Raw genomic sequence first — 20,627 nt, 5'->3', positions numbered from 1 at the left:
CGGAGGACGTGACGGCGGGGGCCCGTTCCTTAGCGTGTTCCTACACCGCAGAAAGCGGCTGATACCCACCGCGAATGCGGCTGACCGCAGGGGGGCGGGGTGGGGAAAACCCCACCCGAAGACTGCGCTGTGCACCAGGGCGCCGGTCCCCCTCGGAACACCAGACTCCACAGGTACACCCGCGACATCCCGAACGCCGGCCGACATAGCCGGCTGACAACCGACTTAGGAGAAAAACCGTGACAACGGCTGTAACCATTCCCAGGCACGGGGGTACTGGAGGGCGTACGGCCGTCGCTGCGCGAGCGCGGCAGGTCGTCAAGGCGTACGGGGCGGGGGAGACCCGGGTCGTCGCGCTCGACCATGTCGATGTGGACATCGCCCGCGGGCAGTTCACAGCGATCATGGGCCCGTCCGGCTCCGGCAAGTCGACTTTGATGCACTGTCTGGCCGGCCTGGACACCGTGACCTCCGGTCAGATCTTCCTCGACGAGACCGAGATCACCGGACTCAAGGACAAGAAGCTCACCCAGCTCCGCCGGGACCGGATCGGCTTCATCTTCCAGGCGTTCAACCTGCTTCCCACGCTCAACGCGCTGGAGAACATCACGCTGCCGATGGACATCGCGGGCCGCAAGCCCGACGCGGCCTGGCTGCGGCAGGTTGTGGAGACGGTCGGTCTCGCCGAGCGGCTGAAGCACCGGCCCACCGAGCTCTCCGGCGGCCAGCAGCAGCGCGTCGCGGTGGCCAGGGCGCTCGCCGCCCGGCCGGAGATCATCTTCGGTGACGAGCCCACCGGAAACCTGGACTCGCGGGCCGGCGCCGAGGTGCTGAGCTTCCTGCGCAGGTCCGTCGACGAGCTGGGCCAGACCATCGTCATGGTCACCCACGACCCCGTCGCCGCCTCCTACGCGGACCGGGTGCTGTACCTCGCCGACGGACGCATCGTCGACGAGATGCTGGGCCCGACGGCCGACCAGGTACTCGACCGTATGAAGGACTTCGACTCGCGCGGGCGGACGTCATGACCGTCTGGAAGACATCGAGGCGCAACTTCTTCGCGCACAAGGGACGAATGGCGCTCTCCGCCGTCGCGGTCCTGCTGTCGGTGGCGTTCGTGTGCGGCACGCTCGTGTTCACCGACACCATGAACACCACGTTCGACAAGCTCTTCGCCGCGACGTCGGCCGATGTCACCGTCAGCCCTAAGAGTCCCGAGGACAACGACCGGCTCCCGGGGAACGGCAAGCCCGTCACGCTCCCCGCCTCCGCCGTCGAGCAGGTCGGCAAGGCCACCGGTGTGAAGGACGCCGAGGGCGCGGTCAGCAGCATGTCCGTCACCGTCGTCGACAGCCACAACAAGAACATGGGCTCGACGACGGGCGCCCCGACGATCGCGGGCAACTGGACGAAGAACGACCTGCGTTCGATGGAGATCACCTCCGGCCACGCACCGCGCGGCCCGACCGAGGTGATGGTCGACGCCGACACCGCCGACAAGCACGACCTGAAGATCGGTGACGAGCTGCGTACCATCGCCGCCACCGGCGACATCAACGCGAAGATCAGCGGCATTGCCACCTTCAAGGTCACCAACCCCGGGGCGGCGGTCGTCTACTTCGACACCGTCACCGCGCAGACGAAGCTGCTCGGCAGGCCCGACGTCTTCAGCCTCATCTCCGTCACAGCCGAATCCGGCGTCACCGACACACAGTTGAAGCGACACGTCGCCACGGCGCTCGGCGACACCTCCGCGTACAAGCTCCAGACGCAGAAGGAGGCCGCGGACGCCAACAAGGACTCGATGGGCTCCTTCCTCGACGTCATGAAGTACGCGATGCTCGGCTTCGCCGGGATCGCCTTGCTCGTCGGCATCTTCCTGATCGTCAACACCTTCTCGATGCTGGTCGCCCAGCGCACCCGCGAGATCGGCCTGATGCGGGCCATCGGCTCCAGCCGCAAGCAGGTCAACCGTTCCGTGCTCATCGAGGCACTGTTCCTCGGCATCCTCGGCTCCGTCCTCGGCGTCGGCGCCGGTGTCGGCCTCGCCGTGGGCCTGATGAAGCTCATGGGCGCCATGGGCATGGACCTGTCCACCAAGGACCTCACGGTCGCCTGGACGACCCCGGTGGTCGGCCTCGCGCTCGGCATCGTCGTCACGGTCGTCGCCGCGTACATCCCGGCCCGCCGGGCCGGGAAGATCTCCCCGATGGCCGCCCTGCGCGACGCCGGAACCCCGGCGGACGGCCGCGCGGGCCGGGTCCGGGCCGCGATCGGGCTGGTCCTCACCCTCGCCGGTGGTGCCGCGCTCCTCGCCGCGACCCGGGCCGACAAGTCGAGCGAAGGTTCGCTCTTCCTCGGTGTGGGCGTGGTCCTCACCCTGATCGGCTTCATCGTGATCGGCCCGCTGCTGGCCGGCTTCGTGGTCCGGGTGCTGAGCGCGGTCATGCTGCGGATGTTCGGCCCCGTCGGACGGCTCGCGGAGCGCAACGCCCTGCGCAACCCGCGCCGTACCGGAGCGACCGGCGCCGCCCTGATGATCGGCCTCGCCCTGGTCGCCTGCCTGTCCGTCGTCGGCTCCTCCATGGTCGCCTCGGCCACCGAGGAGCTCGACAGGTCGGTCGGCGCCGACTTCATCGTCCAGCCGTCCGGCGGCAACCCGACGCCCCTCGTGGACCAGGCGGTGAAGTCCCTGGAATCCGTGCCGGACATCGAGCACCTCACCGGCTACAAGGTCGTCGGCGCCGGGCTCACGGCCCCCGACGGCACCACCGAGAACAAGGCCCTGGCCGCCGTCGATCCCACATACCAGGAGGACGTCCGACGCGAGACGGTCGCCGGGAAGCTGGCCGACGCGTACGGCAAGGACGCCATGTCCGTCGGCGACACGTACGCCACCAAGCACCACCTCAAGGTCGGCGACCGGCTCACCGTCGCGTTCAAGGGCGGCGAGACCGCGAAGCTGAGGCTTGCCGCGATCACCTCGGACGACGTGAACATCGACAAGGGCGCGATGTACACGAACATCGCGACCGCCGCGCGGTATGTCCCCGCCGACAGTCTGCCGAAGAACATGATGATGTTCGCGAAGGCCGAGGACGGCAAGGAGAAGGAGGCGTACGCCGCCCTCAAGGACGCCCTCGTCAAGTACCCGCAGTACGAGGTGAAGAACCAGGCCGACTTCAAGCAGCAGCTGAAGGATCAGATCGGCCAGTTGCTGAACATCGTCTACGGCCTGCTGGCGCTCGCGATCATCGTCGCGGTGCTCGGTGTGGTGAACACCCTGGCCCTGTCGGTGGTCGAGCGGACCCGCGAGATCGGCCTGATGCGCGCCATCGGCCTCTCACGCCGCCAGCTGCGCCGGATGATCCGCCTGGAGTCGGTGGTCATCGCGGTCTTCGGTGCCCTGCTCGGCCTCGGCCTCGGCATGGGCTGGGGCACGGCGGCCCAGAAGCTGCTGGCCCTGGAGGGTCTCGGCGTCCTGGAGATCCCGTGGCCGACGATCCTCACGGTCTTCGTCGCCTCGGCATTCGTCGGCCTGTTCGCGGCCCTGGTCCCTGCGTTCCGGGCGGGCAGGATGAACGTCCTGAACGCGATCGCCACGGAATAGCGAGGGTGACGACCGACGTAAGATGACCGATCCGGCTCCGGGGTGTTCCTCCAAACACTCCGGGGCCGGACTCGTGTCCGTACGGCGCGGGGCGCGGACCGTGGGCGCGCGGGGCAGGGCGGCGGTCCCGGCGCGTGCCCGGCGCACGGACCGGGCCGGATCCGACCCGCGGAGCCGGATTGCGGGCGCGGCTGTCACAGCGGAGTCGTACGCTGGGAACCCCCGGCCCGTGAGACGTGTCGGGTCCTTCGTGTTGCCCTTCGCGTTGCCCCCTGGCAGCAGCCGGCTGTCAGACCTCGCCCTCGTTACCCGGACGGAAGCCCTTCATGAGCCTGCACGGCCTGCTGGATGTCGTCGTACGTGATCCGGCACTCTCCGAAGCGGTGAAGGCCGCCACCGACGGCCACCGGATGCACGTCGACCTCGTCGGTCCGCCCGCCGCCCGCCCCTTCGCCGTGGCCGCGCTGGCCCGTGAGGCCGGACGGACCGTGCTCGCCGTCACCGCGACCGGCCGGGAGGCCGAGGACCTGGCGGCCGCGCTGCGCACCTTGCTGCCGCCGGACACGATCGCCGAGTTCCCGTCCTGGGAGACCCTGCCGCACGAGCGGCTCTCGCCCCGTTCCGACACCGTGGGCCGCCGCCTCGCCGTGCTGCGGCGCCTGGCGCATCCGAGGAAGGACGACCCGGAGACCGGCCCGGTCAAGGTCGTCGTCGCGCCGGTCCGCTCCGTGCTCCAGCCGCAGGTCAAGGGGCTCGGCGACCTGGAACCCGTAGCGCTGCGCATCGGACAGAGCGCCGACCTCGGCAAGACGGTCGACGCGCTCGCGGCGGCCGCGTACTCCAGGGTCGAACTGGTCGAGAAACGCGGCGAGTTCGCCGTGCGCGGCGGCATCCTGGACGTCTTCCCGCCGACCGAGGAGCACCCCCTTCGAGTGGAGTTCTGGGGTGACGACGTCGAGGAGATCCGCTACTTCAAGATCGCCGACCAGCGGTCGCTGGAGATCGCCCAGCACGGGCTGTGGGCGCCGCCCTGCCGCGAGCTGCTGCTGACCGACGAGGTGCGCGAGCGGGCCGCCGCCCTCGCCGAACTCCACCCGGAGCTGGGCGAACTGCTCGGCAAGATCGCCGAGGGGATCGCGGTGGAGGGCATGGAGTCCCTCGCCCCGGTTCTCGTCGACGACATGGAGCTGCTGCTCGACGTGCTGCCCAAGGGCTCGATGGCGCTGGTCTGCGACCCGGAGCGGGTCCGGACCAGGGCGGCAGACCTCGTCGCCACCAGCCAGGAGTTCCTCCAGGCATCCTGGGCGGCCACCGCGGGCGGAGGCGAGGCCCCGATCGATGTCGGCGCGGCCTCCCTGTGGGGCATCGCGGATGTCCGTGACCGGGCCCGCGAGCTGGAGATGATGTGGTGGTCGGTCTCCCCGTTCGCCGCGGACGACGAGCTCGACGAGGACACCCTCAAGCTCACGATGCACGCCCCGGAGTCGTACCGCGGCGACACCGCCCGCGCGCTCGCCGACACCAAGGGCTGGATCGCCGACGGCTGGCGCACGGTGTACGTCACCGAGGGCCAGGGGCTCGCCTCCCGTACCGTCGAGGTGCTGAGCGGCGAGGGCATCGCCGCCCGCCTGGACCCCGACCTGGCGGAGATCTCCCCGTCGCTGGTCCACGTCTCCTGCGGCGCGATCGACCAGGGCTTCGTCGACCCGGCGCTCAAACTCGCCGTCCTCACCGAGACGGATCTGACCGGCCAGCGCACCGCCACCAAGGACCTGGGCCGGATGCCGGCCCGCCGCCGCAAGACGATCGATCCGCTGACGCTGGAGACCGGCGACTACATCGTCCACGAACAGCACGGTGTGGGCCGCTACATCGAAATGGTGCAGCGCACCGTGCAGGGCGCCACCCGCGAGTACCTCCTCGTCGAGTACGCCCCCGCCAAGCGCGGCCAGCCCGGCGACCGCCTCTACATCCCGACCGACCAGCTGGAGCAGGTCACCAAGTACGTCGGCGGCGAGGCGCCCACCCTGCACCGGCTCGGCGGCGCCGACTGGACCAAGACCAAGGCGCGCGCCAAGAAGGCCGTCAAGGAGATCGCCGCCGACCTGATCAAGCTCTACTCGGCGCGGATGGCGGCCCCCGGCCATGTCTTCGGCCCCGACACCCCGTGGCAGCGCGAACTGGAGGACGCCTTCCCGTACGCGGAGACGCCCGACCAGCTCACCACCATCGCCGAGGTCAAGGAGGACATGGAGAAGTCCGTCCCGATGGACCGGCTGATCTGCGGCGACGTCGGCTACGGCAAGACGGAGATCGCGGTACGGGCGGCCTTCAAGGCGGTCCAGGACGGCAAGCAGGTCGCCGTCCTCGTACCCACGACCCTCCTGGTCCAGCAGCACTACGGCACGTTCACCGAGCGCTACTCCCAATTCCCGGTCAGCGTAAGGGCGCTGAGCCGCTTCCAGTCCGAATCCGAGTCCAAGTCGACCCTGGAAGGGCTCCGCGAGGGCTCCGTCGACCTGGTCATCGGCACCCACCGCCTCTTCTCCTCCGAGACGAAGTTCAAGGACCTGGGCCTGGTCATCGTCGACGAGGAGCAGCGCTTCGGCGTCGAGCACAAGGAGCAGCTGAAGAAGCTCCGCGCCAACGTGGACGTCCTCACCATGTCCGCGACGCCCATCCCCCGTACGCTCGAAATGGCCGTGACGGGCATCCGCGAGATGTCGACGATCACCACGCCCCCCGAGGAGCGCCACCCGGTCCTCACCTTCGTCGGCCCGTACGAGGAGAAGCAGATCGGTGCGGCGATCCGCCGTGAACTGCTCCGCGAGGGCCAGGCGTTCTACATCCACAACCGCGTCGAATCGATCGACCGCGCAGCCGCGCGCCTGCGCGAGATTATCCCTGAGGCGAGGATCGCGACCGCCCACGGCCAGATGTCCGAACAGTCTCTGGAGCAGGTGGTGGTGGACTTCTGGGAGAAGAAGTTCGACGTCCTGGTCTCCACGACGATCGTCGAGTCCGGCATCGACATCTCCAACGCCAACACCCTGATCGTGGAGCGCGGCGACAACTTCGGCCTCTCCCAGCTCCACCAGCTGCGCGGCCGTGTGGGCCGTGGCAGGGAACGCGGCTACGCGTACTTCCTCTACCCCCCGGAGAAGCCGCTCACCGAAACGGCTCACGAGCGCCTGGCCACGATCGCCCAGCACACCGAGATGGGCGCGGGCATGTACGTCGCGATGAAGGACCTCGAAATCCGGGGCGCCGGAAACCTCCTGGGCGGCGAACAGTCCGGCCATATCGCGGGCGTCGGCTTCGACCTGTACGTACGCATGGTCGGCGAGGCGGTGGCCGACTACCGGGCGTCCCTCGAAGGCGGCGTGGAGGAGGAGCCGCCCCTGGAGGTCAAGATCGAGCTCCCGGTCGACGCACACGTCCCCCACGACTACGCCCCCGGCGAGCGGCTGCGCCTCCAGGCGTACCGCGCCATCGCCTCCGCCAACACGGAGGACGACATCAGGGCGGTCCGAGAGGAACTCACCGACCGCTACGGCAAGCTCCCCGAGCCGGTCGAGAACCTGCTCCTGGTCGCGGGCCTGCGCATGCTGGCCCGCGCCTGCGGCGTCGGCGAGATCGTGCTCCAGGGCTCGAACATCCGGTTCGCCCCGGTCGAGCTCCGCGAATCGCAGGAGCTCCGCCTGAAGCGCCTCTACCCGAAGACGATCATCAAGCCGGCCGTCCACCAGATCCTGGTCCCGCGCCCCACCACCGGCAGGATCGGCGGCAAGCCGGTCGTCGGCCGCGAACTGCTGGCGTGGACGGGGGAGTTCCTCACGACGATTCTGGGGTCTTGAGGGGTGCGGGCGCGGTTTTGAACACCAGCCACACGGTCTTGCCGACGGCGTGATCATCGACCCCGAAGTCGTCGGCAAGCTCGCTCACGAGGCGTAACCCGCGCCCCGAGCAGGCGTCGTCGTCGGGGCGCTGAACCGTCGGCTGACCGGGTCCGCTGTCACGGACCTCCAGGCGCACCAGCTCCTCGCCCCGGTGGAGGCCGACGCAGAACTCGCGCCCGGGTGGCGCGCCATGCAACAACGCGTTGGTGGCGAGCTCCGAGACGCACAGCTTTATGTTCTCGATCAGAGGATAAAGATCCCACTCGATAAGGACATCGACGACGAAGTCGCGTGAGGCACCAACGGAGGTGCGCCTGCGGGGAAAGCGTCGTTGCTGCGACAGGGACACGGTGGTTCACCGCCTTGCTCGCGGGTTGTAACGTGAGGAGGACTGTACTGCTATTCACGAAAAGCGGCAAGGTCTACTCTGTGGGGGTGCGCTTGAGTCGCCTACCGTGTGATGCGGCAGGCTGGTACGGGCGTTGGCTGCGGAGGAGAAGGACATGGGCGGCAGTGAATGGATCAGCACTTCGGTGCCGTACCTCGCCGCGTCCCCCGGAGCCCGAGGTGACGCCTGGGCTGCGGAGGCTGCCGCAGAGGGCCGCCGGGGCAGTCAGCGCATCGTCCAGGCAGGCGAAGTGGAGGCTCCGGGGCCGGTCGCGGAGTTGCTGGGCACGCCCGCCGGGCAGAGCGTTATTGCCCGGCGCAGGATCATGTATCTCGACGGCGAGCCGTGCGAGCTGACGGACACGTACTACCCCGTGGGCATCGCGGGCGGTACCGGCCTGGCCGGGACCGCCAAGATCCCGGGCGGGGCGATCAGGCTTCTGGCGGACCTGGGTCATGTCGGTGTCCGCGTACGCGAGGACGTGACCGCACGGCAGGCGACCGAGCGCGAGCGGGAGCAACTGCGTTTGATGGCCGGTGAACCCGTACTACAACTGACCCGGGTCACGCTGGACGACGCGGACCGGCCCATTCAGGTCGACGTGATGGCCATGCCTCCACGGCGCCAGAAATTGCGGTACGAGATCAGGATCGGATGACTGTGCCCAGACCCGAAGCGGATGCTGTCGACCGCCGTTCACTGCACGAGCGCATCGCGGCCGACCTCAGGGATCAGATCATGGGCGGGGACCTCGCCCCTGGTGCCAGCCTTCCGTCCACCGTGCAGCTCAAGGAACGGTTCAACGCCTCGAACGCGACCGTGCAGAAGGCGTTGCAACTGCTCAAGGACGAACAACTGGTGGTCGGCAGGCCGGGCGCCGCGGTGACGGTCCGCGAGCATCGTCAACGAACCGTCCGCCCGGCTTCGTACATGGCTCCGGCAGGTTCGGGCGAGCCGTACCGCTGGCTGACAGAGGCTGCAAAGAACGGCTCCCGTGCGCACAGCACACTCCTTGAGGTCGCCGAGGCCGAGCCGCCCGCGGACGTTGCCGAAGCGCTCCGGCTCCCGAAGTCCGGCACCGCACTCCTGCGGCGCCAGCTTCTCGTGATGGACGACGAGCCGGTGGAACTGGTCGCGTCCTACTACCCGCTGGACGTCGCCCGGGGCACGGCGATGACAGAGCGCCGAAAGATCCCCGGCGGGACGCCGACCCTGCTGGCAGAGCTGGGCTACCCGCCGCGGCTGAGCGTGGACCGGGTCTCCGCGCGGGTGCCCACGCAGGACCAGTACCAGGTGCTTCGGCTGCCCGGTGACCTGCCGGTGCTCCGTACGCTGCGCGTGGTCTACAGCGACGACGAGCGGCCGATCGAGGCGACGGTCATGGTCAAGGCGGGCCATCTGTACGAGTTGCAGTACGAGTTCACGGCCGAGCGCACCTGAGGCGACTCAACTGCGCTTGCGGGGCGGTGACGATGGTGCGGGCTGCTTCTGGTGTGCGATGTCCGGCCTGAACAACAGCCCGGTGACCGACCGGAAGACCTCCTCCGGGTCCCGGTCGCCCACCGGGCCGCTCAGGTTGCCGCTGAGCAGCAGGGTGGCGAAACCGTGGGCCAGGGACCAGGCGGCGACGCCCGCGAGCCGGGTGTCGTCGCCGCGTCCGGCGGCGGGGAGGTCGGTGACGCCCACACGCAGTTCCGTCGTGGCGCGGGCCTTCGCGGCGAGCAGTTCGGGGTCGTCGGTGCGGTAGAGGTCCGGCTGGAACATCACCTGGAAGTGTGCCGGGTGGTCGGTGGCGAACCGTACGTACCGCACGCCACGCTCCCGTAGGTCCGGGGCGTCGGCCAGTGTGTCGGCGAAGAGGGTGTAGCCCTCGGCGGCGATGGCGGTGAGCAGGCCCGTGCGGTCCTTGAAGTGGTGGGCGGGCGCCGCGTGGGAGACGCCGGCCCGGCGTGCCAGGTCGCGCAGGCTCAGCGCACCTGGGCCCTCGGTGCGGATGACGTCTAGTGCGGCCGTGAGGACGGCGCGTCGCAGGTCGCCGTGGTGATAGGTGCGCTCGCTGGTCATGTGCAACAGATTACGCGGGATCTAGCCATTGACAAGTTTAGGTAGGAGGGAGCACCCTAGGGGATCTAGTCAGTGACAAGATATGTGACGTTGTGGAGGGCGGAGACATGTCCGAGGAGGAGCTGGGCCGGGTGCGGCAGATGTGGCACCTGCTGGAGCCCCTGCACGCTGTTCTGTACTACGCGCCGGAGTCCTTCGAGGAGGCTGCCGTGCTCGGATACTGCACCGATGAGCGCTGGCCGAGCTACTTCGCCTGGCGCGCCGCGCCGCTCGGGGAAGTAGGTACCGGCCGGGTGGTCGACACCTTCTACAGCTTCAGCCCGGCGATGGTGCGCGAGTACGTCCCCGCCGCCTGGTCCGTCGCCTCTTCCGGCGCGGTGCTCGCCGCCCGGACGCGGGCGGTCGACCGTGCGTACCGGGCTTTGCTGGGGGAGCAGGTCGCCGGTGCGGAGCTTGCCGAGGCCGCCGCGCTCGTACGACGCGTCGCGGAGGCTGCGAATACGGGCGGCCGCCCGCTCGCCGCGGCCAACGCCGCCCTGTCCTGGCCGGAAGAGCCGCATCTGGTGCTCTGGCAGGTGGCGACGATCCTGCGGGAGCATCGCGGGGACGGGCATGTTGCCGCGCTTGCCGGGGCCGGGCTCGATCCGGTCGAGTCGCTGGTCTCCTTCGCCGCCATCGGTGCGGCGCGCCCGGAGGTGTTCGCAAGCCGGGGGTGGGGTGACGAGGAGTGGCAGGCGGCTTGTCAACGGCTCGTGAAGCGCGGGTTGTTGACGCAGGACGGCACGGCGACCGAGGCGGGGCGGGCGTTGCGTACCGAGGTCGAGCGGCGTACGGATGAGGCGGCTGCCGCCCCGTGGCGGGCGCTCCGTGAGGAGGAGCGGGAGCGGCTGGTCGAGTTGCTGGGGCCGCTGTGGGTGGCGGCGATCGGCTCCGGACTGCTGCCGTCCGAAACGACGCTGGGCATCGGGAAGGTGTGAGCGGACGGGCGGGCCGGGCGGTGTGATTCCGGCCGCATCCTGACGGAAGCGCACTCATGAAGGCCCGTCAGCGGGGAAGACATCCGTACGATTCTTGAGTTCGGCTTTCTCCCCGTCAGGACGGCCCCGAGTGATATCTCCCCGCACGTACCGAGTGATGCTGCCCGCCCTCAGCGCGGCGGCGGTGCTGGCCCTGGCCGGCTGTGACCCCGAGCAGACGTCCTCCGGGGCCGGGCAGCACGGCGGTGGACAGGCCGTCACCGGGTTCGGGGCCAGTCCGCTCGACAACGCCGACGGTACGAAGCCGGGGCTCGCGCCGCTCACCTCCGAGGCGGACAAGGCGGCCGGCCGGAAGATCATCGAGAAGGTGGCGACGAAGGGGCGGGGGCCGAAGACCGGGTACGCGCGCGACAAGTTCGGCTATGCGTGGAAGGACTCGGTCGACGGGATACCGCTCGCGAGGAACGGCTGCGACACCCGTAACGACCTCCTCGCCAGGGACGGCAAGGACGTGAAGTTCCGCTCCGGTTCGGACTGTGTCGTCGTCTCGATGACCCTCAAGGACCCGTACACCGGCTCAACGATCGACTGGCGCAAGCAGCAGGCCACCAAGGTCCAGATCGATCACGTCATGCCGCTCTCGTACGACTGGCAGATGGGCGCCGCACGCTGGAACGAGGCCAAGCGGCAGCAGATCGCCAACGACCCGCTCAACCTCATCCCGGTCGACGGCCCGGCCAACAACGCCAAGCGGGACTCGGGGCCCGCCTCCTGGCTGCCGCCGTACAAGCCGGTCCGCTGCTCGTACGCGGTGCGGTTCGCGCAGGTCTCGCTGAAGTACGCGCTTCCGGTCACCACCGCGGACAAGCAGGCGATGCTGGCGCAGTGCGGCGGATGACAAGCGGGCGGCCCGCTCCGGCGCTGTCCTTGTCCAAGGCTGTGACCTGCTGAAAAACGGTTTGGCACCGGGAGCGCCGCCGCCTGGCGTGGGGCGGATGAAGCTGACGCCGGACACCGTCGGCGCGATCGGGATCGCGGTCGCCAATGGGCGCCGGCGAGGGGATTTCGGCACGGATGGTCGCGGCGATGCGGGAGAGCGCCGGAAGACCGGGGTTCGCGGATCTTGTCGCCCCGGTGCGGCCGAGTGTCAAACACCTGGACGCCTCGGCCCCGACGGGGGGAGTACACCCGCCGGTAGACGCCGGTTGCGGACGCCGGGAAGGCAGTCGCCCATGACGGCGCAGCCCTCCGGGCGTCCGGGCGTGCGGGTGGGGGTCAGCCGGTGGGCTTGTCCGGGTCGACGATGTCCTTGGCGGCCGGCTCCTTCACCACGACAGGCTTGTCGAAGTCGGAGAGCGTCATCGTCATCGGCTCCTTGCCGCCCTTGGACTCGACCTTGAGTACGTACGGGGCGCCCTCGGTGGCCACCAGCATCGTGTAGGTGCCCTCGCTGTCCTTCTCGGTGAGGCGCAGCGCGTGCTGACCGTCGACGGTGGTCCCGCCGTCCTTGCGGGCGGCATTGTCGTTCGTCTCGAAGTCCTTCAGCAGTGCGCCGAGGTCGCAGAATTCGAGCATGTCCTTGTTGTCGGCGTCCGAGGCCTTCGACTTCATCCAGTGGCCGACGAGCAGGTCGACCGCGGCGTCGACGTCCGCGGCGGGCTCGCCCTTGGACTGCTCGCGCAGCATCGCCTCGTCGAACTTCGTGTAGACCGTGTCACCGGTCTTGAGGATCTCCATCGTGCCTGCCGGGCCGATGGACATGGTCCCGGTGCAGGCGCCGGAGGTGCTCATGGCGAAGTGGGCGGAGATCGGTCCGTCGGCCGTCTTCATGTCGACGGCGATCTTCATGGACTTCGCCTTCTTCGTGGTCTTGAGCGCCTTGTTGGCGACTTCGGGGCCCGACATGCCCGCGAAGGGGCCGGTCGCCTTGGCGGGCGAGGTGTAGGTGCCGCAGGCGGCCAGGCCGAGCACGGAGAGCGCGCAGAGGGTGTTGACGGCGGTACGGGCGAGAAGGCGCATGGCAGGGGTCTCCGTGAGGTGAGGTGAGGAGGGTGAGGCGGGGGACGTGACGGGGACGGGGGTCGGGAACGTGGTCGGCGGGCTCCGCGGGTGCGTCAGCGGAGGGGTGGGCGCGTGTCGGCGGGGAGGTACGGAGCGCTGGCCGGCGTCGGCGTGGCGTCGGCGGCGGCAGCCTTGGTCACGAGCACCGCGCCGACCCCCGACAGAGTCGGCGAGACCAGGCCCAGCACGGCTCCGAAGGTGGTCGCACCACGGTTGGTGGCCTCGCCACGAACGGCCCGGCCCCGGCCGACCAGACCCAGGGCGAGAGAAAGCAGACCCAGCGCCCCCGCGAGCCAGAAGAGCGCCCAGATCAGACCCACGACGCTGCCGGTGATCCCGAGGACGAGTGCCATGGTGCCCAGTCCGTTGTGCGCCGGACGCTCCCCCGGCGGGCGAGCGGGGGTGTACGCCCGCTGCGGCGACGGTTCGGAGTACCCGGACATGGCTGGGCCCTTCGGTGAAGTCGAGGACAGGTGTGAGCATTTGCATGCATCCATGGGATGCGGCGACAGGTCAATAACAACAGAGCTTGTGAACCGAGTCAACACTGTTCACGCTTGATGGGTTCGATTGTGGTGTGAACTGATGTGGTCGGCCGGAGGTCGGTATGCTCGCCGCCACAGCGCGGACGGACCAGGGAGACAGCCAGTGCCGGAGAACTCGACAGAGGTGACCGCGGCCGGAATCGCCCGGCTCGCGGGCGTGGGGCGCGCTGCCGTCAGCAACTGGCGCCGCCGCCATGCCGACTTCCCCAAGCCCGTCGGCGGCACTGAGACGAGCCCGTCCTTCGCCCTGCCCGAGGTCGAGCAGTGGCTGCGCGACCAGGGGAAACTCGCCGAGGTCCCACTCCGTGAACGGGTCTGGCAGCAACTCGCGGGACACCCGGCCGGCGCGGTCCCGGCCCTGGTCCACGCGGGCTGCGCCCTGCTGCTCCTGCGGAACAGCCCCACCGTCTGGCCCGAGATCACCGCCGTGTCGGACGAGCGGATGGCCGGTGTGCTGTCCCTCGCCCTGAACGACGTGCTCGCCGCCCGCTTCGGACCGGCCGCGGAAGCCGGACGGACTGTTCACACCCCCGGCCGCGCGGAACTGCTTCCGTCCATTCCGCTGCTCCGCGGCGCTGCGGAACTCGCTGCCGAGAGAGGGGCCCGGCAGACCTTCGAGTTCCTGCTCGGCCGCCAACTGGACGCCAACCCGCGCCAGTACACGCTCACCCCGCCCGGACTCGCCGAACTGATGGCCGCCCTGGTGGAGACCGGGAAACAGCCCGCCCGCACGGTCCTCGACCCCGCCGCGGGCACCGGCGCCCTGCTGCGCGCCGTCGGCCGCCCGACCGCCCTGTACGCGCAGGAGACCGACCCCGACCTCGCCGCGCTCACCGCACTGAGGCTCGCCCTGCACGCCGACCCCGACAACAGCTGCGCCCTCGCGGTACGGACCGGCGACACCCTGCGCGCCGACGCCTTCCCGCAGCTCGCCGCCGACGCCGTGCTCTGCCACCCGCCGTTCAACGAGCGCAACTGGGGTCACGACGAGCTCGCCTACGACCCGCGCTGGGAGTACGGCTTCCCGGCCCGTACCGAGTCCGAACTCGCCTGGGTCCAGCACGCCCTGGCGCATCTGCGCGAGGGCGGTACCGCCGTACTCCTGATGCCCCCGGCCGCCGCGTCACGCCGTTCCGGCCGCCGGATCCGCGCCGATCTGCTGCGCCGCGGCGCCCTGCGCGCCGTCATCGCGCTCCCCGCCGGCGCCGCACCTCCGTATGGCATCCCGCTCCACCTCTGGGTGCTGCGCAAGCCGGGCAGCGGCCTGCATCCCTCGCCCGAACTGCTGCTCGTCGACACCGCCGAACCCGCCGAATCCCCCTCGGCGGGTCCGACGGCCGCCGCCCCGTCAGGCGGACGCGACCGGCTCGACTGGCAGGCGGTGCGCAGCGCCGTACTCGACGCCTGGCAGTCGTTCGAGGGCGAGGGCGAGGGCGAGGGCGAGGGCGAGGGTGCAGGCACGCGCAGGCCCGGCCGGGCGGACCGGACCGACCCCGGCCACCCGCTCGGCGGTCGCCCGGGCGTCAGCCGCGCCGTCCCCGTCATCGAACTCCTCGACGACGACGTGGACCTGGCCCCCGCCCGGCATCTGCCGCCCCCGGCAGCCGCGGGCGGACCGGCCGAACTGATCCGCGTACGGGAACGGCTCACCGAGACGCTCGGTCTCACCGGCACCCTCACCCCGCCGGCCGTGACCCTCTCCGACCCGGCCCACTGGCCGCTCACCACCGTCGGTGAACTCGCCCGCGCCGGCGCCCTCCAGCTCCGCACCGGCGGCTCCGGCACCGGCCCGGTCCCCGTCCTCACGGAACACGACGTCCTCGGCTCCACCGCCCCTTCGGGAAGTCTTCCCGTCGACGGGCCCCCCGAGGAGCCGGTCCTCGTCGAACCGGGCGATGTCGTCGTCCCCGTTCTTGGCGGCGGCTCCGTCGCCCGTGTCATCGACGACGCCACCGCGGGCGCCGCACTGGGTCGCAACCTCCAGTTGCTGCGCCCCGATCCGGCCGCCCTCGACCCCTGGTTCCTCGCCGGTTTCCTGCGCGGCACCGCCAACAACCGCCAGGCCAGCAGCTACGCCTCCACCGCCACCCGGCTGGACGCCCGTCGCCTCCAACTGCCCAGGCTGCCGCTCGCGGAGCAGCAGAGGTACGGGGGACGGTTCCGCGCCCTGGCCGAGTTCGAGGACGCGCTCCGGCTGGCCGGCCGGCTCGGCGGACAACTGGTCCAGGGGATGTACGACGGACTGACGGACGGCACGGTCGCGCCGAAGTGAGCTGAACCACAACGGTTCCGTACCAACCGGGGCCGGTTGTCGGTGTCGCCCTTTACGCTCTGATCTGCGTACACGGAGCGTGTGCGCGGACGTTCACGACCAGGTCTCCAGGAGCAGCCATGTACGCCCCGGGTCATCCGCCGACGCCGCCGCGCCGGGTTCCCAGCCGGGCCTGGATCGTCTCGATGCGTGTGCTGTTCGTCGTGCTCTCGGTGTGCTCGCTCGGACTGCTGCTGTGGAGCCCGCTGCTCCGCCTCGCGATCGTGCGCCGCCGGACGTCCGACTGGTGGCTGACCGGGGCCGGGTTCGTGCTCGTCTGTGTGCTCCTGCCGATCCTCGGCAGGGACGGCAATGACGAGCCCACAGGCATCGACAACGTCCTCATACCGCTGCTGTTGCTGGCGATGGCGGCCGCTTCCGCCTACTACCTGGTCGGGGACATCCGTCACTACGAACAGCTCACGAAGCGGAACCTCATGGGCGGTTACGCACCCTCGGCGCCGGGGTATGGATACGCGCCCACGGTGCCGATGCGTGTGCCCGCCCCCGCGCCCATTCCCGTGCAACAGCCGCCGCTGCGTCAGCCGATGCAGGCAAGGCAGCGGATGCAGCCGCCCGCCGCACCGCCGCAGCAGTACCAGCAGCCACAGCCGCGCCCTTCGGCTCACCCTCAACCGCACCCCCAGCCGAACCCTCAACCGCACCCCCAGCCGAACCCTCAACCGCATCCCCAGCCGAACCCTCAACCGCACGCCCAGCCCCAGCGCATCGACCAGGTCCGCGCCGAGCTCGACGAGTTGAGCGACTACCTCCGCAAGGAGGAGGGACGGTGAGCGGGCGCCTCATCGGCGGGCGGTACCAGCTGGCGACCATCCTCGGCCAGGGCGGCATGGGCCAGGTCTGGACGGCCTACGACCAGCGACTGGACCGCCGGGTCGCGGTGAAGCTGCTCCGCCCCGACCGGGTCACCGGCCCCATCGGCAGCGAGGCCGCGGGCGAGCTGCGCCGCCGCTTCGTCCGCGAGTGCCGGGTCACCGCCCAGGTCGACCATCCGGGCCTGGTCACCGTCCACGACGCGGGCAGCGACGGCGACGACCTGTACCTCGTCATGCAGTACGTGGAGGGCGCCGACCTCGCCGACCATCTCGCCGAGCACGACCCGTACCCCTGGCAGTGGTCCGTCGCGGTCGCCGCCCAGCTCTGCGCCGTCCTCTGTGCCGTGCACGCGGTGCCGATCGTCCACCGCGACCTCAAGCCCCGCAATGTGATGGTGCGTCCGGACGGCACCGTCACCGTCCTCGACCTGGGCGTCGCCTCCGTCCTGGACACCGACACCACCCGTCTCACCCACACCGGTTCACCGATCGGCTCCCCGGCATACATGGCTCCCGAGCAGGCGATGGGCGGTGCTGTCGGCCCGTACACCGATCTGTACGCACTCGGTGTGCTCCTTCATGAACTGCTCAGCGGCGACGTGCCGTTCGCGGGGTCGACCGCCCTCGGCGTGCTGCACCGCCACCTCTACGAGCCACCGCTCCCGGTCCGCCGGATCCGGCCGGACATCCCCGAACCGCTCGAAGCGCTGGTGCTGCGGCTGCTGGCCAAGGACCCGCAGCACCGCCCGTCCGGCGCCCAGGAGGTGTACGAACACCTCGCCCCGCTGCTCCCCGCCCGGGGCGCAGGGCTCCCGACAGGGCCGCTCGACCCGACCCGCCCCTTCCTGCGCCCGCACGCCCCGTGGCCCGACCGCGCGACCACCCCGCCCCCGCCTCCGGCCCCGCCCGCCCCGGCCGCAGCCCGGCCCGATGTCGCCGCCGCCGTCGACGACGTCAAGAAGCTGCTCGGCGAGGGCCGCATCACCCAGGCCGTGGACATCCTCGGCTCCATCCTCCCGGTCGCGGCCGAACAGCACGGTGAGGACTCCGCCGTCGTCCGCATCCTGCGCAAGCAGTACGCGGCGACACTGATGGACGACGGCCAGTACCGCCGCGCCCTGCCCGAACTGCGCCGCCTCGCCGACGACCGCGCGGCGGAGGCCGGCCCGGCCGACGCCCAGACCCTCCAGTTCCGTTACGACGCGGCCCAGTGCCTGGAGCAGCTCGGCGAACCGGCCGCCGCGCTTGCGGAGTACCGCGCGGTTCTCCCGTACTACGAGAACCACCACGCCATGGGCAACGACCCGGCCCGCTCCTTCGAGATCCGCAACCGCATCGGGCACCTGCTGCTCGCGGTCGGCGACCATGTGGCGGCGCGCGTACAGCTGCAGGGGCTGCTGTACGACACGGAGCGGGCGTACGGACCGCACCATCCGCTGCCGGTGGAGCTGCGCCGCCGCCTCGACCGCCAGGTGGAGGTGCACGGCGGCTGACGGGGCGGCGGAGCCGGCGACGGTCGCGACGAGGGCGAGTAATGGACACGCCAAGCTTCTGCAATGGATTGTCGCGGAGACCGCAGCAGGGGGCGAAGGCCGCCTCCGGCGTGAGACCGTGATCTGCCGCCGGGGCGGCTGACGACTCGCCTGCCCCGTCGGCCCCTCACTTCTTTCGAGCACTGTTGAGGTCTCTGTGCCTTCTCACCGCATATCCAAGAAGCGTCGCCGCATCTCCATGGCCGTGGCAGGCGTGGCCGTTCTCGCCGGTGGCGCGTTCGCCGCCGAGGCCGCCACCGCCACCACCGTCTCCAGGCCCGCGCCGAAGATCTACACCGGGCATGTCTTCGATACCTGCACCGCGCCGTCGCTGACCACAATGAAGGGCTGGTACAGCTCCTCCGTCTACCACGGTGCCGCCGTGTACGTCGGCGGGAAGAACCGCGGCTGCGCCCAGCCCAACCTCACCGCCTCCTGGGTGAAGTCCGTCAGCGCCACCGGATGGAAACTGGTCCCGCTGTACGTCGGCGCGCAGCCGCCGTGCCAGACGAGCGCCAACCCCGAGAAGATGACCGCCGCCAACGCCACCTCACTGGCCGTCACCGACGCCAACGACGCCGTGGCGAAGGAGGCCGCCCTCGGCATGAAGCCGGGCAGCCCCGTCTACCTCGACATGGAGTACTTCGACCCGAAGAACACCTCCTGTGTGAACACGGTGCTCGCCTACATCCGGTCGTTCGACAAGACCGTCAAGGCCAAGGGGTACTGGTCCGGCTTCTACGGCTTCAGCAACTCCAGCGCCGCCGTCGTGGCCAACGCCACGAACCGTACGGACCTGCCGGAGATCCTCTGGTACGCCCGTTACGACGATGTGTACTCCACCACCACGGGCTTCCCGTACGCCTCGACGCTGTACACCGGGCACCGGCGCGGCCACCAGTACGCCGTCAACAAGAAGGTGACGCACACCGGCGGCACGCTCACGATCGACCGGAACGCCTGGGACGCCCCGGTCGCGATCGTGGGCTAGTTCCCGGAGGCCGGACCCCGCCGTCGCCGCCGCGCCCCCCAAACCCCCGTCACCAGCAGGGCGAGCACCGCGCCCGCGCCCGCCGTCGCACCCGCGCGCAGGCCCGGGGGGCGGAACGTGCAGTCGACGGAGGTGCCGTGGGCGGGGACCGGTGCGGAGACCAGGCCCAGATAGCTGTCCGCGGGCCGCCCCTGGCAGCTCCAGCCCGCGATCCGGGGCGCGGCGATCACGACCGTTCCGGTGCTGCCGGGCGGCAGTTCGGCCCGTATGCCGTCGGTGGTGACATGGACGGCGGTCGCACCTGTGCGCTTCAGACCGGCGACCACCGAGGCCAGCCGGGACCGGTCCAGGCAGCCGATCGCCTCGTGCGGCACGGTCCCCTCGTGTACAGCGGTCAGCGTGACCACCACCGGCGCGCTCCCGCCCGCCGTTCCCAGGCGCTCCATCGGGGCGCGGCGGGCCGGGAGCTGCCCCTTGAATTCGACCTCCGGGCCCTTGCCTGGCCGGAAGGCAGGCGGATTCGCCTCCATGGGATCGAAGGCGCCGCCGTCCCGCTGCGGCGTGCAGTCTGGACAGCGCTGCGGGTTCATATAGATTTCTGTATAGTCGCTTCCGTGAGTGGTCCCTGGCAGATCGAGGTCGAGCCGGAAGTCCGGCGTTGGCTGGAGCTCCTTTCGGACGCCCAGTACGACAAGGCCGAACGGGCGGCCGACATGCTCGCCGCCCAGCCAACCACTCTGGGGGAGCCGTACTCGCGCCACCTCGGCGGCAAAGTACGCGAGCTGCGTTTCACCATGGACGGCAACGCCGTGCGCATTACGTACTGGCTGGCTCCTGACCGGCACATCGTGCTGCTGACGGTGTTCCGTAAGACCAGGCAGCGCGAGACGACCGAGGTCGAGCGTGCGCAGCAGGCACAGAAGTCGTGCGAGGCGGACCACGGTCCTGCGGAGCACAGCTACGACCGGATCAAGGAGGAGAATCCGTGAACCACTCCCAGTGGAAGACCCGCCGGACGAGGAGGCTCCTGGGAGAGTCGGTCGAGGAGTCCCCGGCCTACCGGGAAGCCGGGTATGCGTTCGCACTCGGCCAGGCCGTCTACGACCGCCGTGTCGCACTCGGTCTGTCGCAGACCGAACTGGCGCGGCGCGCGGGCATGACCCAGCCGCAGATCTCTCACATCGAGGGCGGCGACTCCGTGCCGACCCTGCAACTGCTCACTCGCCTCGCCAAGGCCCTGGACGCGTCGCTGACCATCGACCTTGACGGCGATACCTCAACTTTCGTGTTCACCCCGCACGACGGCCGCGAGCCTGACGAAGCGCCCCCGGGCAACCGCTCCACAGCGGCTTGACGTGTGACCAACCAGCGCCCGTAAAAGCCGCTGCCGCCCCCGCATGACGCGGGAACCCC

18 protein-coding genes are annotated in these 20,627 nt (G+C 70.3%); 13 read left to right on the top strand and 5 right to left on the bottom strand.

The features are described 5' to 3' along the window. The first annotated feature begins 239 nt into the window (after positions 1-239). The 3 genes from ACZ7IB_RS28660 (at position 240) to mfd (ending at position 7,467) form a co-directional block, all read left to right on the top strand. Positions 240-1,028 (top strand): ABC transporter ATP-binding protein, encoded by a 789-nt coding sequence (locus ACZ7IB_RS28660; protein ID WP_470916682.1) that lies wholly within the window; start codon positions 240-242, stop codon positions 1,026-1,028. After that, the gene (locus ACZ7IB_RS28655) at positions 1,025-3,610 is read left to right on the top strand and encodes an ABC transporter permease (RefSeq protein WP_470916681.1); all 2,586 of its coding nucleotides are present in this window, start codon (positions 1,025-1,027) and stop codon (positions 3,608-3,610) included. The genes ACZ7IB_RS28660 and ACZ7IB_RS28655 overlap by 4 nt, the downstream gene beginning before the upstream one ends. Before the next feature lie 326 nt (positions 3,611-3,936). Next, entirely contained in the window at positions 3,937-7,467 is a 3,531-nt protein-coding gene (gene mfd, locus ACZ7IB_RS28650; RefSeq protein ID WP_470916680.1) for a transcription-repair coupling factor, read from the top strand. Here mfd and ACZ7IB_RS28645 read toward each other — a convergent pair. After that, complete coding sequence (locus tag ACZ7IB_RS28645; protein ID WP_470916679.1) at positions 7,445-7,858, bottom strand: ATP-binding protein; 414 nt, start codon at positions 7,856-7,858, stop codon at positions 7,445-7,447. The genes mfd and ACZ7IB_RS28645 overlap by 23 nt on opposite strands. 154 nt (positions 7,859-8,012) lie before the next feature. Here ACZ7IB_RS28645 and ACZ7IB_RS28640 point away from each other — a divergent pair, with 154 nt between their 5' ends. Both ACZ7IB_RS28640 and ACZ7IB_RS28635 read left to right on the top strand, forming a co-directional pair. After that, positions 8,013-8,555, top strand: coding sequence for a GntR family transcriptional regulator (locus ACZ7IB_RS28640; protein WP_470916678.1), 543 nt, complete (start codon positions 8,013-8,015; stop codon positions 8,553-8,555). Beyond that, positions 8,552-9,337 (top strand): GntR family transcriptional regulator, encoded by a 786-nt coding sequence (locus tag ACZ7IB_RS28635; protein ID WP_470916677.1) that lies wholly within the window; start codon positions 8,552-8,554, stop codon positions 9,335-9,337. The genes ACZ7IB_RS28640 and ACZ7IB_RS28635 overlap by 4 nt, the downstream gene beginning before the upstream one ends. A gap of 6 nt (positions 9,338-9,343) precedes the next feature. Here ACZ7IB_RS28635 and ACZ7IB_RS28630 read toward each other — a convergent pair whose 3' ends face one another. Then, a complete protein-coding gene (locus ACZ7IB_RS28630; RefSeq protein WP_470916676.1) occupies positions 9,344-9,961 on the bottom strand; it encodes a TetR/AcrR family transcriptional regulator in 618 nt (205 codons plus the stop codon). Positions 9,962-10,068: 107 nt separating this feature from the next. Between ACZ7IB_RS28630 and ACZ7IB_RS28625 the strand changes: the two genes are divergently transcribed. After that, positions 10,069-10,938, top strand: coding sequence for an SCO6745 family protein (locus ACZ7IB_RS28625; RefSeq protein ID WP_470916675.1), 870 nt, complete (start codon positions 10,069-10,071; stop codon positions 10,936-10,938). Positions 10,939-11,068: 130 nt separating this feature from the next. After that, complete coding sequence (locus tag ACZ7IB_RS28620; RefSeq protein WP_470916674.1) at positions 11,069-11,836, top strand: HNH endonuclease family protein; 768 nt, start codon at positions 11,069-11,071, stop codon at positions 11,834-11,836. 377 nt (positions 11,837-12,213) lie between these two features. Here the strand turns inward: ACZ7IB_RS28620 and ACZ7IB_RS28615 are convergent, their stop codons facing one another. Beyond that, positions 12,214-12,957, bottom strand: a complete 744-nt coding sequence (locus tag ACZ7IB_RS28615) for a hypothetical protein (RefSeq protein ID WP_470916673.1) — start codon at positions 12,955-12,957, stop codon at positions 12,214-12,216. Positions 12,958-13,052: 95 nt separating this feature from the next. Further along, on the bottom strand, positions 13,053-13,442 hold the full coding sequence (locus tag ACZ7IB_RS28610; protein WP_470916672.1) for a hypothetical protein: 390 nt from the start codon (positions 13,440-13,442) through the stop codon (positions 13,053-13,055). Between the two features lie 205 nt (positions 13,443-13,647). Here ACZ7IB_RS28610 and ACZ7IB_RS28605 point away from each other — a divergent pair, with 205 nt between their 5' ends. From ACZ7IB_RS28605 to ACZ7IB_RS28590, 4 genes are all read left to right on the top strand, one after another. Next, positions 13,648-15,816 (top strand): N-6 DNA methylase, encoded by a 2,169-nt coding sequence (locus ACZ7IB_RS28605; protein ID WP_470916671.1) that lies wholly within the window; start codon positions 13,648-13,650, stop codon positions 15,814-15,816. Positions 15,817-15,935: 119 nt separating this feature from the next. Continuing rightward, the gene (locus tag ACZ7IB_RS28600) at positions 15,936-16,649 is read left to right on the top strand and encodes a hypothetical protein (RefSeq protein ID WP_470916670.1); all 714 of its coding nucleotides are present in this window, start codon (positions 15,936-15,938) and stop codon (positions 16,647-16,649) included. Then, entirely contained in the window at positions 16,646-18,184 is a 1,539-nt protein-coding gene (locus ACZ7IB_RS28595; RefSeq protein ID WP_470916669.1) for a serine/threonine-protein kinase, read from the top strand. The genes ACZ7IB_RS28600 and ACZ7IB_RS28595 overlap by 4 nt, the downstream gene beginning before the upstream one ends. Before the next feature lie 196 nt (positions 18,185-18,380). Continuing rightward, positions 18,381-19,214 (top strand): glycoside hydrolase domain-containing protein, encoded by an 834-nt coding sequence (locus tag ACZ7IB_RS28590; RefSeq protein ID WP_266361015.1) that lies wholly within the window; start codon positions 18,381-18,383, stop codon positions 19,212-19,214. On the opposite strand, the gene ACZ7IB_RS28585 is transcribed toward ACZ7IB_RS28590, so the two are convergent. Continuing rightward, positions 19,211-19,804, bottom strand: a complete 594-nt coding sequence (locus tag ACZ7IB_RS28585; RefSeq protein ID WP_470916668.1) for a hypothetical protein — start codon at positions 19,802-19,804, stop codon at positions 19,211-19,213. The genes ACZ7IB_RS28590 and ACZ7IB_RS28585 overlap by 4 nt on opposite strands. A 24-nt stretch (positions 19,805-19,828) precedes the next feature. Between ACZ7IB_RS28585 and ACZ7IB_RS28580 the strand changes: the two genes are divergently transcribed. Together ACZ7IB_RS28580 and ACZ7IB_RS28575 are read left to right on the top strand one after the other, a co-directional pair. Continuing rightward, on the top strand, positions 19,829-20,203 hold the full coding sequence (locus ACZ7IB_RS28580) for a type II toxin-antitoxin system RelE/ParE family toxin (RefSeq protein WP_470916667.1): 375 nt from the start codon (positions 19,829-19,831) through the stop codon (positions 20,201-20,203). Then, positions 20,200-20,568, top strand: coding sequence for a helix-turn-helix domain-containing protein (locus ACZ7IB_RS28575; protein WP_470916666.1), 369 nt, complete (start codon positions 20,200-20,202; stop codon positions 20,566-20,568). The genes ACZ7IB_RS28580 and ACZ7IB_RS28575 overlap by 4 nt, the downstream gene beginning before the upstream one ends. Positions 20,569-20,627: the final 59 nt, after the last annotated feature.

This window comes from Streptomyces sp. NPDC037301 (assembly GCF_055602785.1).
This window is presented reverse-complemented; position numbering and strand designations above follow the sequence as displayed.